11 protein-coding genes and 1 tRNA gene are annotated in these 15,097 nt (G+C 46.7%); 5 read left to right on the forward strand and 7 right to left on the reverse strand.

Annotation, left to right across the window (positions count from 1 at the left end; genetic code table 11):
• Nucleotides 1–175 precede the first annotated feature (175 nt).
• Nucleotides 176–2,704 carry a GTPase domain-containing protein gene (locus tag LEPBO_RS35765; protein WP_017285707.1) on the forward strand — a complete coding sequence of 843 codons (2,529 nt, stop codon included), beginning with the start codon at nucleotides 176–178 and terminating at the stop codon, nucleotides 2,702–2,704.
• Here LEPBO_RS35765 and LEPBO_RS0101245 read toward each other — a convergent pair.
• Nucleotides 2,701–5,349, reverse strand: coding sequence for a hypothetical protein (locus LEPBO_RS0101245; protein ID WP_017285708.1), 2,649 nt, complete (start codon nucleotides 5,347–5,349; stop codon nucleotides 2,701–2,703). The genes LEPBO_RS35765 and LEPBO_RS0101245 overlap by 4 nt on opposite strands.
• A 94-nt stretch (nucleotides 5,350–5,443) precedes the next feature.
• The gene (locus LEPBO_RS0101250; protein ID WP_017285709.1) at nucleotides 5,444–5,926 is read right to left on the reverse strand and encodes a hypothetical protein; all 483 of its coding nucleotides are present in this window, start codon (nucleotides 5,924–5,926) and stop codon (nucleotides 5,444–5,446) included.
• A gap of 285 nt (nucleotides 5,927–6,211) precedes the next feature.
• Here LEPBO_RS0101250 and LEPBO_RS0101255 point away from each other — a divergent pair, with 285 nt between their 5' ends.
• Nucleotides 6,212–6,610, forward strand: a complete 399-nt coding sequence (locus LEPBO_RS0101255) for a hypothetical protein (protein WP_017285710.1) — start codon at nucleotides 6,212–6,214, stop codon at nucleotides 6,608–6,610.
• A 154-nt stretch (nucleotides 6,611–6,764) separates the two neighbouring features.
• On the opposite strand, the gene LEPBO_RS0101260 is transcribed toward LEPBO_RS0101255, so the two are convergent.
• From LEPBO_RS0101260 to LEPBO_RS45575, 3 genes are all read right to left on the reverse strand, one after another.
• Nucleotides 6,765–8,042: an IS5 family transposase gene (locus LEPBO_RS0101260; protein WP_017285711.1), complete on the reverse strand. Its 1,278-nt coding sequence runs from the start codon at nucleotides 8,040–8,042 to the stop codon at nucleotides 6,765–6,767.
• A 100-nt stretch (nucleotides 8,043–8,142) separates the two neighbouring features.
• Nucleotides 8,143–8,379, reverse strand: coding sequence for a hypothetical protein (locus LEPBO_RS0101265; protein WP_017285712.1), 237 nt, complete (start codon nucleotides 8,377–8,379; stop codon nucleotides 8,143–8,145).
• Nucleotides 8,380–8,625: 246 nt separating this feature from the next.
• A protein-coding gene (locus LEPBO_RS45575; protein WP_455565126.1) for an IS1 family transposase occupies nucleotides 8,626–9,371 on the reverse strand; the annotation gives its coding sequence in 2 pieces (ribosomal slippage) (nucleotides 8,626–9,116 and nucleotides 9,116–9,371; 747 coding nt in all).
• Between the two features lie 40 nt (nucleotides 9,372–9,411).
• Here LEPBO_RS45575 and cas12k point away from each other — a divergent pair.
• Complete coding sequence (cas12k, locus tag LEPBO_RS35770) at nucleotides 9,412–10,374, forward strand: type V CRISPR-associated protein Cas12k (protein WP_225885751.1); 963 nt, start codon at nucleotides 9,412–9,414, stop codon at nucleotides 10,372–10,374.
• 1,225 nt (nucleotides 10,375–11,599) lie between these two features.
• Here cas12k and LEPBO_RS0101290 read toward each other — a convergent pair.
• Nucleotides 11,600–11,671, reverse strand: a tRNA-Thr gene (locus LEPBO_RS0101290).
• Between the two features lie 69 nt (nucleotides 11,672–11,740).
• Here LEPBO_RS0101290 and LEPBO_RS0101295 point away from each other — a divergent pair.
• Nucleotides 11,741–12,040 (forward strand): DUF3493 domain-containing protein, encoded by a 300-nt coding sequence (locus LEPBO_RS0101295; protein WP_225885719.1) that lies wholly within the window; start codon nucleotides 11,741–11,743, stop codon nucleotides 12,038–12,040.
• A 13-nt stretch (nucleotides 12,041–12,053) separates the two neighbouring features.
• Here LEPBO_RS0101295 and LEPBO_RS0101300 read toward each other — a convergent pair whose 3' ends face one another.
• A complete protein-coding gene (locus LEPBO_RS0101300; protein ID WP_017285718.1) occupies nucleotides 12,054–13,658 on the reverse strand; it encodes a DUF1565 domain-containing protein in 1,605 nt (534 codons plus the stop codon).
• Between the two features lie 75 nt (nucleotides 13,659–13,733).
• On the opposite strand from LEPBO_RS0101300, the gene gshA reads away from it, so the two are divergent.
• Nucleotides 13,734–15,053, forward strand: coding sequence for a glutamate--cysteine ligase (gene gshA / locus LEPBO_RS0101305; protein WP_017285719.1), 1,320 nt, complete (start codon nucleotides 13,734–13,736; stop codon nucleotides 15,051–15,053).
• The last annotated feature ends 44 nt before the right edge of the window (nucleotides 15,054–15,097 follow it).

The following is a 15,097-nucleotide window of genomic DNA, read 5'->3' on the forward strand; positions in this document are numbered from 1 at the left end:
ATCTGGCACTGTTTTAGTCATTGTCCTAGCAAGTCTGTACAAAGTCCCAAGCGATCGCCGCTCCAACTTCAAGCGCTGAAAGTATTCCAGATATCCCGCAGAGTCGTGGTGCGAAGGGAGCTTCGTACTCTAGTTTTTATTGTGTGCAGTTTCAGAAGTTGCTAATTTACCCTCTATGTCGAGAGCAGAAAAGATTGAGCAGATCATTGCTAAACGGCAACCTCTCGTTGCCATCGTTGAATCTAATAAAGCAAATCTCATCACGCTGAGTACTTCATTGGAGTCACTACAGGAGCGTTGTAGCCAACTGTTGACACATCGCACAGAGGTTGAGATTAGTAAGGGGTTGAGGAAAAAGTTAGATGAGCTACGGAGCGAGATTGCAACTGCGATCGCAGATCTCGATCGATTAATGGTAAGGTTCAAGCGACCGACTTTAAATATTGGAGTAATTGGGCGGGCACGCCAGGGGAAGAGTCGTCTACTGCGGAGTTTAACAGGACTGAGTGAAGTTGAGATTCCGGATAGTCGCGGCGAGTTTTGTACAGGAGCACGCAGCAAAATTCTTCACTCAGACTCGACTGAATCAGCCACCGGACAAGCTTACTTCTACTCAGAACAAGATTTTTTACAGGAAGTCATCCACCCTTACTATACCAATCTATCGCTTGGCGAACTGCCCGCCACGCTTGACGCTCTCAAAGAGATTCCCGCTTTACCCGAGAACAAGCAGACTCTATCCGGTCGTGCGCTCTATGGTCACCTGCGTAAAACTTATGTCAAGCAGCTAGATGACTATCGCCCCCTCTTCTTGAAAGGCGACATCCCAATCACAGCAGCCGAAATTCGCGACTATGTGACCCAGGATCAAACGAATGATCAGGGGAAACCGATTCTCAACTATCTCGCCGTTCGCGAAGTCGTGATTACTTGTCGATTTCCTCAAGCCGATATCGGCAAGATTGCCCTCGTCGATCTGCCTGGAATCGGGGATATCAACTATGTTGACGAAGAGCGCCTGACGAATACTCTCAGACAAGATGTCGATTTTGTGCTGTTTGTCCGAATGCCAGGGAGCAAAGGAGATAGTTTGCAGGATTTTGATGTGCAACTCTATGAGAAAGCCCGCGAATCTCTCAAAGAATTGCCCATCCAACTGTGGTCGATGATGGTGCTGAACTGGGTCAAGGGCGATGAGAAAACAGATAATTTTCACCTCTGTGAAAAGTACATTTCGAGAATGGATGAGTTCAACATCGAGGTCAGCGATCGTGTGATTGCCGATTGCGATGATAGTAGAGAAGCTCAGACCAAAGTTCTCGATCCAGTTTTAGATTACTTAGCTCACGAAATAGAAGCATTAGACAAGCAGTACGCTCAATCCTGTCAAGCTCAACTTGATCAGTTGCAGCGAAAAGTGTTGGTTGAACTAGAAAAAGCAAGCACAATCCTCGTTCAGGCTGATCTTTACCAGATTTTTCAAGAAAACTTTGAAACATTCTGGAAGAGAGACTTACCCGGAGCGCTAGAAGATTTCATTATTGACAAGTCGCGTAAGCGTAAAGACTCTGAAGCTCAGTTCAAAGCAAAAGTAGCGAACGTCATCAAAAAATGTCAGACAGAAACCCGACTGCCTTCTAGTGTAGATGTCAAGATTACTCGTGATTACCACGAATCATTCAATACTGCCTACAATAGCTATCTTCCTAGACTCAGAGCGGATCTAGCTCGTCAATTTCTATCCTTGGATGGTCAGTTTCAAGATTATCTGGAAACCGTCAAGTCTGAACTGACAGATGTCTTAGTCAAGAAAGCAAAGCTCAAAGGGCTTTCTTCAGCGAAAGGCAGTCAGTTTTTTCAAGATGTCTTGGAGCGAATTCGGGCTGTTCCGGGTGCAGAGGCTCAATTTCGTGAGATTCAGCTTGGTTTCGAGACGCTTTCTGTGTTTAATGTTTCCTATGCAGGTATCATTCAGCGGCAAGTTCGAGCGTATCTAGATAAGCTTACTCCTGATGAAAGTGAAGTAGCTGATCTCAAACCGATTACTAGCTCACAAATTCACGAGCAAGTGCTGGAGATTGTTAAATCAGCAAGCCCGGAGGCAGTGAAAGGTCTGACATTCGATCACTGTCTTGAGGTGATCAAGCAAGCTTTTCCTGAACCTTCGCCAGTTCCTTCAAATCCAAGTGGCGAGACGATCGCCTTTACCCTCTCTCATTTTCTCAAGAGCAGTGACGTTCTTGTGCTCTGGCAACTTCCAGTTGTGAAGATGATGATCGAATTTGGCTTGGAGCGACTCAAATCCGCGATCGCTCAGTCTCCTGAAGTTCTCCCCAGTCCTCGTGTGATCCATAGCGAACTACTAGAAAAAGACCCAGATGTCGATAGAAAGCTCCCGATTGAGCAGATTGAAGCAACCTTGAAGCTTCTGCGAGATAGAACGATCGACGGATGCGATGCAGTATTGCAACAAATGCTGCATGAGCCGAATGAAGTGGCTTATGTGATGGTGCGAGAATTTGTCGATCGAGTTCTGCGGGCTGAATCTGCGGAACGGGAGTGGAATCGATTCCTTCATCGTGAGCAGATTCATGTTTGGGAAGAACTGCGTCAAATTGAGACACGAGCGAATCAGCAACAGGAGTGGCAAAAATTAGTCGATGCAGCAAAGCATCATGCTAGTAACCTAAAAGTTATTGCTTAGCGACCAAACAGCGTTAACAGCCAGCCAAGACCGCCAACCAGCAACAAACCGATGATGACAACAGAACCAGGATTTTTGGCAATCACGATCGAGAGATCGAGTAAGTCTACAATGATTTGAACATCTCTACTGCCCAATCCTCGTAATCTTCCAATTACAAAAGCCATCGTAAATCGAGAAGATAAATCTTGCTTGAGTGCCTCTGGTAAGATGTTAGAAACAGTATTTTGATAGTAAGACCATCGTCCCGTTAAAGCATTGCAGTAAATTCTTTTGAATAGCCCGTACTGTAACCACTTCAGAAACACTGCCAGCCAGGGAACAAAATGTTTAACAAGCGGATTGTAAGTTGATCGAGTGGGCATCTGCTTCGGCTGAGGAACGATCGCAGTCTGTTCGCGATCGAGATTGTTTAAAATTCTTTGTTGCTCTTGCTCTTCATCACGATCGACTCGATCAGCAAAAGCATTTGCAGCACGCAGCGCAATTTGTTGTGCTGCTGGATTACTTTCGCTGGTCAACCAAGAATGATACATTGCTTCCTCAATCTGGGTCTGAGGACGAGCTTGCTTTGTCCAGATCTGATACCTGTACGAATAGTTGCCGATCTGAATAGGCTTAGCACTCCAATAGTCTCCTCCAGACAGTTGAACACGCTGCTCAACATAGATGTCAGACAGTAAGTCTGCAATCTCTTGCCACTCACTCTCTTGCAAATTCGCCACCAAAGATTGCAGTTGAAACTCAATTTCATCAAAATGCGATCGTGCCTGCCGACAAAGCGCAAACAGAATTGCTTCGCGCACGAAAGGGTGCTTTTCTCCTTGAAGCATCTGCTGTAATCGATCGACGATGCTGCTTGCTGTGAGTTGTCCCAATTCTGGTTGAGGTTCAATTTCTCCATAGGTTCGCGCAACCGTTGCAAGCAAACTCTCACGCGATGTTACTTTCGCTGGATCAATTACTTCAGAAAGTCGTTTCCGTCCTTCATCTTCCCAATGTTCAAGAATTTTTATCGTAGCTTCTGAGTCCCTGCGATAAGTCCCAGCCAAACTTGCTGCGATCGCTTGATTGAAGTTGATGATCGCAGAATGCGAATGAGTCGGACTCACCTGCTGCTGAATCTTATCTTGTAACCATTGTCTCAACTGCCTGAGATGAATCTGCAAAGCTCTAGGAAGTGTGTAGCTCAGGAAGACATCTCGGACAACAGGACTCGGATCAGTTGCTAATTTTTCCAGGAGGTCACAACACTCCTGAGACAGCCCCGTTGACCCCTCCATTCCGCGAGGCGCGTCATAGAGCGCGGCATAGCTGATAGTTAGCGCAACCGTTATTTTGATATAGTCCTCCGCTTTTGAACTTTTACTAGATTCACTGTTACGTCCTCTCAAGATCGCCTCAACTTGAGCAATAATGTGCCGCGCTTGCATCAGGTCCAACCAGGAATGGAGCGTTTTGAACAGTTGCTGATCAAGTGAGTATTCTGGGTCGCGCCATCGTGCCATTGCATATGCCGCAGTCGCTTGCACATCAGTGTTTGGATCTGCTGATAGTTGTAGGAGTGTTGTCTGAATTGCATTTTCCGAAATCGAGCCAATATCACTAATCGTTTCAGCGATTACAGTTCGGATCTCTTTGCATTTTGTATCACTTCCATATAATTCCAAATTTGCTAATCGCCCAACGACTGACTGCCGAATCAGATCTACTAGCACAGGCAACGCAGATAAAATTTGTCTACGATCGCTATGCCAAGCAATTTTAAACAAAGTCCGCCGTTGCTTTGGAAAGCGAATTGCGATTTTAGTACCCTGATTCTTAGTTTCTGTGAAGTTGAAGAAGGTATGAAGGTTTTCTAAATCACGATAATCTAACGCCCGCAGGGAAGCATCTCGTCGCTGCCAAACTCTCTCTACAATCTCTTCTAAAGCCGCAAAGAACTGATCATCAAATAGCCCATCAAAAAAGCTCAAGCCTAGTGCAAGCAGTCGATCTCGTGGCTGCTTCAAATGGTGATGATACCAATTACTTAGCGCTTCCTCCTGAGAAAGCGTATTGATCAGTTGAGGCGCATCAGCGACACTGCCACGAGATAACTCATACCAGAATAATTTTGTGCTGCTCGGTTGTCGCCAAGCAGCAAATGTCACATCAGTACTCATTACAATATAGTGTTTACAGAGATTTGCAGCTTTCTGAATGCGTGCTAGGTCATAGCCGAAACTCTGAGGATTCACCTGTGTCAGAATAAAGACCGTTGTCTTTTCAGTGTTCTGTAGCTCGATATCGATACTTTGAGGATCAGAACTGCGATACCATTCCTTGGAGATTGCCTCCATTCTTTGAGCGCTTAGAGACTCAATCAAACAAGCTGCTGTGTGCTTTGCTAGAGAATCTTTATCAACATCAGAACTCCCAGCAAGGACTAAAAATCTCTGGTTCGTCAGTCGAGTGAGCAACTGTGAGATCAGATTAGGACTTTTGAAGGTTGAGGGTTTATAGCGATCGAGAGCAGGTTCAAAAAAGTCAGGTTTCTGTTGAATAACAGTTTGGGAACCAATCTGAGTAATATCTCCCACTGTGAAATCGCCACCAACATCAACATCCTCAAAAATACTCTGCTCTAAGTTGGGTTGGCTCATAAATACTAACTTCCCTCAGTTGAATCTCCGTTAATCTGTAAATTTATGCACCCTATCCAATGAATTGCTAACCTGCGAATCTTGACTCAATTCTCTACAGTTTTCTGTGAACGCTTTGACGAATATCTCCTATCTTTAAGTCGCCACCTACGCCCAAATTACGACCTACCACCTGCTCAGCAGCACTTCCCTCACTGATCTGTTCAATATTGCCAATCTCTACACTGTTCTTGATTCGCACCGAGTCAAGAACAACCTGCAACATAGGGGATTGAGATTGGATACGGTTAACAAAATCACGCAGAAGGGTAGCAAAATCTGGATCGCTCTTCATCTGACTGAGCAGGATTGTCTCTAACATCTCTAAGTTAGCTTCTGTTGGATCTGCTTCCGCAATTGCTAAGACTCCATCTGTATTTGTTGACTTTAGCTTATTTTGTACAGCGTCACGAGTTGCTTGAACCATTTCGCTACCCTTTGTCAAAGCTACTTCACCGACTTTCTCGCCTACTTTTTCTAAAGCTTTGGGAATAATATATGTTGTGACTGCTCCAGCTAACAATGAAAGTGGTTCCATTTGAGCAACTCCTAAAGTATTTTACTGTCAATGTCAAAGGGTGTGATGTATGAATGAAAGGCATTGAATAGGGAGCAACGTGATATGTTTGCTCCCTCCTAAAAACTTTGATAAATATAATCTACCGCATTCGCAACTTGTCTAAGTATAACGCTGGATCGAAGCAAAAAGAAAGACTCACCTTCTGGATGAAAGAATCAGTTCTAGAGTCTTGAATTATGCTGCACAATTGCACAAACTTCGGGATCATGATCCTGAAGTTGTGAAAATACGCAAGGTCACCGCATGTACCGACGTGAAATTCGCTATACTTGCCGCGGCGATATGCAAATGCTGTTTAGTATGAATCCGCGCATTTGTGCAAGTTGTCCCGTGAAGCAGCATTGTCTGTCCGATGATTCTAAAAACACCAAAGGGAGACGAATTTCAGTCATCCGAATGAAGCTGCCTCCGATTCCAGCAGTCGTATTAGAGCCTGAGATTACGGTCATTGCTCAAACTCCGATTCAAACTGTACAAGGGACTCAAGCTTTGATCTGGACAGATATTCCAGCCACTCAACTGCGGCGAGAGATTCGGCAACATTTGAGGCGACACCAAACTCGAATTGAACAGAGCCATTCAGCAACTCAACCCGTCGAATCCGCGATCGTTTACTTAACTCGCAGCCAACGTGCTTACTGACGACTCGCTTGGGCAGAACGGCTGAAACGCAATGCCATCCAATTCAATACACTCCAGATTTCTGCCGAGATTTTTGGAGTGTCACCAAAGTTGATTGTCTTCCTCAACAGCCTATTTAGTCGTCCTTGAAAAACACTATGCGAAATCGTAGAACCTAAGCAGGTTCTACCTCTAGAACCATCACAGCGCGAAACAATTTGCGAAGATTGAACCCGCACCCTGCGAGTAAAGCATTGAGACTATCGCCAAGCTGCCCTTTGAGATAGTTGCGCCCTAAACAGTGGTCGCTTTTGCTATGTCCAATCACAGGCTCAATGGCACTCCGCCGTTTGAACAATCGTCGCGCCTTCCCGGTGCGTTTGCGGGTGTCACAGACGAGAACTTCGACATCCTGCGGGTGATGGTCTTTGCCCCGAAATCCCTGATCCACGGTGGCATGGTTGGGACGAATGTCTGTGAGTCGCTCGACTTGCTCAATGGCGGGAGTGAGAGTGGAGCCATCATACGGGTTGCCATGCTGGGCAGCAATGCCCACAATCCAATTGCTGGCGTTCGTGGTCGTCAGCACGACTTTGCAGCCAAACTCGTAGGGTTTGTGCGCTTTGCCTTTGGCGATGCACTCGACTTCTGGAGCGTGAATGCTGTAGCACTTGCCTTTGTCCTGCTTCTGCTGTTGATAGATTCGCTTGGCAGATTTGAGCAAGACCGCAACGGCTTCGGGCATCGGCTTCAGTTTGCGTTCTAAATCTCGAATCACTCGTCCCAAGTAGGTGCGTAAGATGCGGGTTTGCTTCTGAGCGCGTCGTCCTTGTCGAGCAGCGGCATAGCGACTTTGTTTGAGCAGTACTTGTTTGCCCACCCGCACGTAAGTTTGTCGCAACTTCACCTGATGTTTTCGGGCCATCCGCACCAGCGTTCGTCTGGCTTTGTCGTACAACCGCGCATCGGTAGGAAACGCGATGGCTTTCTCTTGCACGGTCGTATCGACAATCACTTGCTTCACATCCTGGGGTGACAATGCCTCGCATTGCATGGCGGTCTTGATCACTTGTGACAGCAGTTTTTCCAGTCCATCGACTCCGACTCGTCGTCGCCAGTTCCCTAAACTCGATGGATGACAAGGCAACTGATGCTGAAAGGTCTCTTCTCCGCAAAAGTACTGCCAGTATGGGTTTTCCACCCATTTTGCCACGACTGATTCATCGCTCTCGTTGTACAACGCCTTCAGGTAATGCAGTCCCACCATCAACCGTACAGGCAATGGCGGTCGCCCTCCGTCGGTGGTCATCGTTGTGCCAAAGTCTTGCTCCAAACTCTCCCAGTCCAGCAGATTTGCCAGTTTGAACAACGCATGCTGCGCGTTCAGTTGGGCTTTCAGTTTTGGAGCTTCTGAGCTTGATTTTCCGGATGGTGTTTTCGAGAATCCGGTCATGGGTTTTGCAAGATTTTGAACAGTTTGAGTGATTTTCTTGCAATATTATCATTGTTGCTCATTGCTTAGAAGCCTCATCCCGATTACGCTTCTAGGTTTTTCAAGGACGACTAATGTAACCTTGCTCATAACTTGTCATTAGATAGCTATAAGCTTTAGCAGCTTCAGCGTAGCGATGAGCATACATAAACCATAAAAGCTGGTTACGCTGCTTATCAAGGTAAGAGAAAAGAATACTCTGATCTAAACGCTGTAGCTGCTCAGGCGATAGCTCTGCACGAATAAAGTCTCGAAAGCTGTTGTGAAACACTCGACAACCTGCATCGGAAACCTCCATGAGGTGTTTTATTTAGTTGAACAAGAGTTCGCCTTCAAAAACATCTGTTACCTCAGCTATGCGAAGAAGCTCTGAAACTTGGACTCGGAAATTAAGTCGTGCTGCTATACCACATAATTTCTTTAACTGAGGTTCCCTATCAAACTCGCTCCAAAGAACACTATAGTAAGAATCGGTAGTGTTCTAGATGTGTGGGCATAACGTTATACTGCTCGCCGGTAGTGTTCTAGATGTGTGGGCATAACGTTATACTGCTCGCCCGAACTCATGACGATTGATGAATAATCCAATCACAGTATCATGCATCTTCTCAGTCTTGGAAAAACAGATCGTCTTTCTGGCAAGCCGCTTGATCCGAGTTCTCAAAGTTAGATGTTTCCGCTCAATGCGCTGTGTGTTGGCTTTGCCAACCGTATGGTGCTGCTCATCTAGCAATCGCAAGTAAGCTCCCCAACTATCGGTGTAAAACCGTTGAATCGAAAAAGGAGCTAACAGTTGCTGAAGTTGCTTAAGAGCTGAGTCTTCATGGGTGGCTAGCACATAGGCAAGGACTTTTCCAGTTTGATGGTCAATCGCGTGCCACAACCATCGTTGATGCTGCTTTGACTCGACAAAACTCCACATCTCGTCCATCTCCGCCGCCTCGACTCTGACGACCATGACTGCAGTGTTATCCGGTTGGTGCTGTTCGAGCAGACTTATGTTTACTTGTTCAAGTTGACTTGACTTTTTTTCAGCGTTTCAATCACAGTCGTTGGGCTAATCTTCAACACTCTGGCGGTATCACGAATACCACTGCCGTTGATTGCCATGTCGCTGATTTGCGCTTTGACTTCAGGCAGTCGTCCTCGATAGCTAAAGTTCAAGATAAATGATCGTCTCGAACACTCTAAGTTACGGCAACAATACCGTTGTTTTCCAGCAGCACTGCGACCATGCTTAACGACATCCACACTCTGGCAATCGGGACATTGAACAGGTTCTAGGACCATCTCGACTCAGCCCTCTAACACATCGTTTTCATTCTGCCATATATCCACATATCTAGAACACTACCCTTGCGATCAAAGGCAACTGCCTTTCTTCCAAAGCTTCTTAGAAGATTGGCAAGCTTATCAAGCAAATAAAGGCACTTATCCGGCAGGCTTACTTACTCTCAGTTCAGCCCTCCTAGTCTGGAGAGAAGGCGAAGGTCAGGGTGCCCCATGGAATGTGAACCATCTTGCTCTCTATTGCACCTTCGATACTCGTTTAATGAGCGCAGAAGGCACACTAGAAGCCCAACAGGAAAAGGTTGCGAAAACCCTCAAAAAGCTGACCCATCCAAACCCAGATCCTCGCAATCATTCAACACTCGATCGCTTGCAGAACTTACCCGAACGTCCTAGCCGGACTCCTTACGTGGGCAATCCCGAAATTCTAGTTGGCATCAGTATTGGGTTGGCTGACCCGATCACAGTAGCAGTTGTCAATGGCAGAACTGGAGAGATTCTCGCCTATCGTACACCTCGTGCATTGCTCGGTGAGCAATACCACTTGCTCAACCGTCACCGTAAAGAGCAGCAGCACCGCTTGCAGCGTCACAAAAATCAACAGCGTGGAGTCGCATACCAACCCTCAGAATCAGAACTGGGTCAGTATGTTGACCAGCTGTTGGCAAATTCCACCATTGACCTCGCTCGAACTTACCAAGCCGGCAGCATTGTAGTGCCTAACCTGAAGAACGTTCGAGATTTACTCGCCAGTGAGATTCAAGCAAGGGCTGAACAGAAGTGCCCAGGATCCGTTGCAGCTCAAAAGCAATACGCTAAAGCGTATCGTCAGGCAATCCATCAATGGAGTTACAACAGACTGATTCAAGCCATCTGTAGTCAAGCGACTCAACGGGGTATCACCGTTGAAGTCGGATCCCAGCCTCTCAAAGGCAATCCTCAAGAATTGGCAAAAGATATCGCGATCGCAGCTTATTACGCTCGTGCGATCACGGCAAAATAGTCTGACTTTACAGTACGTCCGAACCAAGACAAGTTAAGATATGAGCAACAGCGCCGCAGTTCAAGCTCTCTAAGCCGCTGAACTGTGAAAAATGAGGGTCAGTTTGGTCGTTGTGAGACGACTGTGCTTTCCGACCCTGGTAGCTGCCCGCTCGCTGACTGCCATCCTGGTACAGGTTTCGATTTGAGATTTGTGTGGGGATGGGAAGCTGTAGTTGTGGAGCCCGTTCTTCAACTATAGCGCAGGTGCGCGCCCAGCAGAAGTGAGTCAAGCCTCCACCTCGTGAAGGCACAGGGGCATTATCTCATCAATTACTTGGTGCTGATAGTGTGACTGAAGTTGCAGCTACTGAATCGCCTCCGAGCAAGGAGGAGTCCTCCAATTCTTTTTGGCAAACCGCAGCGAGGGCAAAATCCCCGGGAGGTTCGCCAAACCGCTAGGAGCCACTACTAGTGAACCTTTCATCCAGTTGAGGTATGTCGAAGTAAGTTTTCCAGAAAGTTGAAAGAGTACTTTTTAGCGAGGTTTGCCAAAAGGCAGCTTGGAAAGCTTACAGGAGAAGAATTCTAGCGCTGGGAGTTGCGATCAGCCTCCCACGAATAGGTGGGCTGAAAGTCGAGAATGAGTTGGGGAAACCCCACCAATGCTCGTGTTGCGATCAGCCTCCCACGAATAGGTGGGCTGAAAGTTGGGATGATCAGCAGCTCAATCAGTACGCCGATGTTGCGATCAGCCTCCCACGAATAGGTGGGCTGAAAGAAAAGATGATGCTTGTTGTGCCAGCTGATCGGATTATTGCAATCAGCCTCCCACGAATGGGTGGGCTGAAAGCTCAGAGCAGAAAGTATAAATACTATGAGCTCAATGTGATTGTTGAAACATCAAATTCAATTAGCCTCAGCAAGAGGTAGCAAGTTGAATTTATAAACTACTTAACTACTAGCAACTTAATAAATCCAAACCAAAAGAGCTAACACACTAATATTTTCTATTGGAGGACTGAAAGGTGCATTCGATTCGTAATTGGTCAGCATTCTTTCTTGATTTCAAGTGACATAAATCTGCAAGTCGCATTATTGAAACAAATAGCGACATTAATCTGCGAAGAGCAGGGATTTACTAATTTGCGACACTAATTTGCGAAATGATATCCATATTGCCAAAAATCATCAAAAACGACATTAATTTGCGAATTGCGACATTTAATGTGCGAACGTACATAAAAAGCCGATGATGGGATTTGAACCCATGACCTTTCGATTACGAATCGAATGCACTACCACTGTGCTACATCGGCAAAAGGCCTCATGCAGTATAACAGATAATCGTTCGTTTCTGAAACAGAAATTGCAGAAAATTCCATCTCATGTCACGATCGACAAAAATCCTCCCTTATTATATGAGCCAGCAATCCGAACGTCTGAGACAATCCGATCCCGAAAAATATGCGCGGCTCAAAGCCGAAGCCGCTGCACCTTATCGAGGATTGCGGAAATTTATCTACATTGCATTTGGTGGCTCAGGCGCGATTGGAGCTTTCGTCTTTCTCGCCCAAACGCTGGCAGGACGAGATCTGGAAACGGCACTTCCAAATCTTGCCCTGCAACTGGGCGTAATTGCATTGATGGTCTGGCTCTTTCGATTCGAGAATCGTTCATCAAAATAGCTAGAACTCGAATCTAACGGGCAACACCCACCACGTAGGGAGAAGAAATCGCTTCAGCCTTGCCTGCGCTCACTAACGCCTGATAGATAAATGCAGCAACTTCTGCGCGAGTTGCATCCCGATTGGGATTAAATTGTCCGACCGTCGGATAGTTCACCACGATTTGACGTTGAGTTGCCGCCGCGATCGGACTTCTTGCCCAAGTTGGAATCGAAGCTGCATCTTGGAAGCGAGACAGGAGCGACGGATCACCCGCTCCAAACTCTAATCCATTCGACAAAGCCACTAAGGACTGAACCTTCGGAATCCGTTGTTCAGGTCGGAACGTCCCACCCGGAAATCCTGCCATAAACCCACCGCGCGCAGCCGACTGAATCGCAGCAAAGCCCCAATATCTGCTAGAAACATCTGAGAAGTTGACTGCGGCATTCTTGGGAGCAGGGGCAAACGCTTTCAGCACGATCGCGGCAAACTGAGCACGCGTGACCGGATCATTCGGTTTGAATGTGCCATCTGGAAAGCCCGTAATAATCCCCCTTGATGCTAAAGCTTGGACATACTGCTGCGCCCAATGTCCTTGTACATCAGAAAAAGCGATTGCGCCACCAGGAGCAAAATTAATCAGACCTGCAATCTTTTTCTGATCCAGCTGATTCCCGATCGCAGTGAGAACATTCTGAGTCGTATTGTTAATATCGCGCCCTTTACTATTGCGGATCGTATTATTGCCAAGGCTTTCCGGTGTACCTAAATCAGGCTGAGCACTACTAAGAACTACAATGCCATCTTCGCTACTATCCGCAATCATATTGCCTCGGAGCACGGGTTTTGCAGAATCACCAATCACAAATCCACCCCGGTTTTTGACGATCTGATTGCCTTCAATCAGCGCCGTTGCTGTTCCATTAATCGCAAGCCCAAATCCCGTTTCAGTAAAGGAATTGTTCTTCACTTGACCGCTCGCAGCTCTCGTAATCGAGATTCCATTGCCTTGGTTTTTAACAAAAACATTGTCCGTTACAGTTGGGCTGGCATTCCCTGTAATAAAGACCCCTTCACGAACGCTATTGGCAAACGTGTTGTTTGAGATCGTGGGACTACCTTCCTCCACCCAAATTCCGGTTCCACGCGAGTTTTCATTTGTTACTGTCACCCCGCGAACCTGGCTCCCTTGTGCCAACCACATCGATACATTTTGTTTTGCGAAAGAGCGACTGATAATATCGCCCCCTCCTTGAATGATCGTGGATTGACCTTTGGTTGCTTCATCTCCTCGAACCGTTACCCCTGCTTTAACAATCAAGGGAAAGACTTCGCCAGATTGAAGATTGTAAGTTCCAGGAGCCAATTGAACGATCGTGCCTGCGGTCGCTTGATCGAGGGCAAATTTCAGCGTTTTGAAGGGAACTGCCTCTGTCCGCCCGGCAGTGGTTTGATCCGTTCCTCTGGCAGGGTTAACGTATAAGATTGTCGTCCCCACAGTGTTGAGCGGAACGGTTAGCGTTTCTGGAGGTGGGGTGACTTGGGCTTTCAGCGCCGTTTGTCCACCGAGCCAGAGTAAGGAAATCAAGCCCAAGGGCGCGATCGCAAGAATTTTAGAAGTGCCTAGACGTGTCATATGTTCTCTATACAGGGAAGGGGGTGAATGCCAGGATTGACCTTGTATCTAATCGAAAATGACCAGCCTGGATAGATGCAAGTTCCCCAGGATTGGCTACTGAAATATACCGCAAGATTTCGGAAAGCGATGCACCAGAAATATGAAGGATTGATCGATTTTTGTAAGAAGAGTGCGATCGCATTTCTTCAGACGGTGGCAGATGATCGGTTTTCTCGGATACTAGAAGAGACGACAGCCAGTTGGGAGTCAGTGATGTTATCAAAAGGGTTTGAAATTGAGGTCTATACCGGCACACCTCAAGGAGATGTCGTCGGGATGTCTGATGAGATTGTTGCGGCGTTAGATGGGTTTGTCCGAGAACCCGATAGCCGCAATGTTGAATACACGACCCCGCCTTGTTTTCGATATGAGCGATCGCTGTGTGATTTGGTCACGCCTCGGCTGCGGTTACGTCAATTTTTAAAGTCAAAAGGTGATTACACCTTAATTCCAGGAAGTACATTGCCCTTAGCAGGACAGGGCGATCGGTTTTGGCGATCTGATCCAGCCAATCCTTATCATGATTATATTGAGAAGACTTACGGTACAAAAGTTGTTACTGCAAGTGTACATATTAATATTGGCATCAGTGATCCTGAAGTATTGATGCGAGCGTGTCGCTTAGTGAGAATGGAAGCGCCGTTGTATTTAGCCTTGAGTGCTGCATCGCCTTGGTTTAATGGCGAAATGACGGGGTATCATTCCACGCGCTGGGGACTGTTTCCGAAAACGCCTGCTCATGTGCCAATCTTTGAAAGCCATGCTCACTTTATTCGGTGGACAGAGGAGCAAATTGCGATCGGCACGATGCAAAATGTGCGTCATCTCTGGTCTGCGGTGCGTCCGAACGGTGATCGCCGTCCTTACAATTTGAATCGCTTAGAATTGAGAATTTGTGATTTGGTCTCTGATCCGATCGCGTTGCTGGCAGTGACTGCATTGTTAGAAGCTCGGCTGCAGCAATTGATTGCAGATCCCAGTCTTGATCCGTTGCAGCAGAGCAAGTTGAATGCAGAAGATTTAGTTGAAATTGCCAATGAGAATGAGGCAGCAGCAGCTAAATCCAGTTTGGATGCAGAGTTGAGACATTGGCAAGACGGACAGCCGATTTTGGCGCGTGAATGGATTGAGCAACTGTATGCTGAGACGTTTGCGATCGCGAAAAAAGCAGGCTTTAGTTGTTTCTTGCTGCCTGTGAAGAAGATTCTCCGCGAAGGCAATGAGGCACAACGCTGGATCAAACTGAGCGAACAAGGCTTGAACAATCGAGAAATCCTGGTGCAATCGATTCAAGCGATGCAACTGCGAGAAAAAGAACTCGAAGGGCAAATTTGCCAATCATTGGTTGCTTAGTAATCGCGATCTGGTTTCGACGACAAACGATGTCGATCTTGTTG

This window comes from Leptolyngbya boryana PCC 6306, assembly GCF_000353285.1.
GTDB classification, from domain to species: domain Bacteria; phylum Cyanobacteriota; class Cyanobacteriia; order Leptolyngbyales; family Leptolyngbyaceae; genus Leptolyngbya; species Leptolyngbya boryana.

Excerpts from the sequence above, each read along its gene's own strand:
- LEPBO_RS0101295 (WP_225885719.1), top strand. The coding sequence starts at position 11,741 with ATGTCACGATCGACAAAAATCCTCCCTTATTATATGAGCCAGCAATCC.
- gshA (WP_017285719.1), top strand. The coding sequence starts at position 13,734 with ATGCAAGTTCCCCAGGATTGGCTACTGAAATATACCGCAAGATTTCGG.
- LEPBO_RS0101260 (WP_017285711.1), bottom strand. The coding sequence starts at position 8,042 with ATGACCGGATTCTCGAAAACACCATCCGGAAAATCAAGCTCAGAAGCT.
- LEPBO_RS0101265 (WP_017285712.1), bottom strand. The coding sequence starts at position 8,379 with ATGGAGGTTTCCGATGCAGGTTGTCGAGTGTTTCACAACAGCTTTCGA.
- LEPBO_RS0101245 (WP_017285708.1), bottom strand. The coding sequence starts at position 5,349 with ATGAGCCAACCCAACTTAGAGCAGAGTATTTTTGAGGATGTTGATGTT.
- LEPBO_RS0101250 (WP_017285709.1), bottom strand. The coding sequence starts at position 5,926 with ATGGAACCACTTTCATTGTTAGCTGGAGCAGTCACAACATATATTATT.
- LEPBO_RS0101255 (WP_017285710.1), top strand. The coding sequence starts at position 6,212 with ATGTACCGACGTGAAATTCGCTATACTTGCCGCGGCGATATGCAAATG.
- LEPBO_RS0101300 (WP_017285718.1), bottom strand. The coding sequence starts at position 13,658 with ATGACACGTCTAGGCACTTCTAAAATTCTTGCGATCGCGCCCTTGGGC.
- LEPBO_RS35765 (WP_017285707.1), top strand. The coding sequence starts at position 176 with ATGTCGAGAGCAGAAAAGATTGAGCAGATCATTGCTAAACGGCAACCT.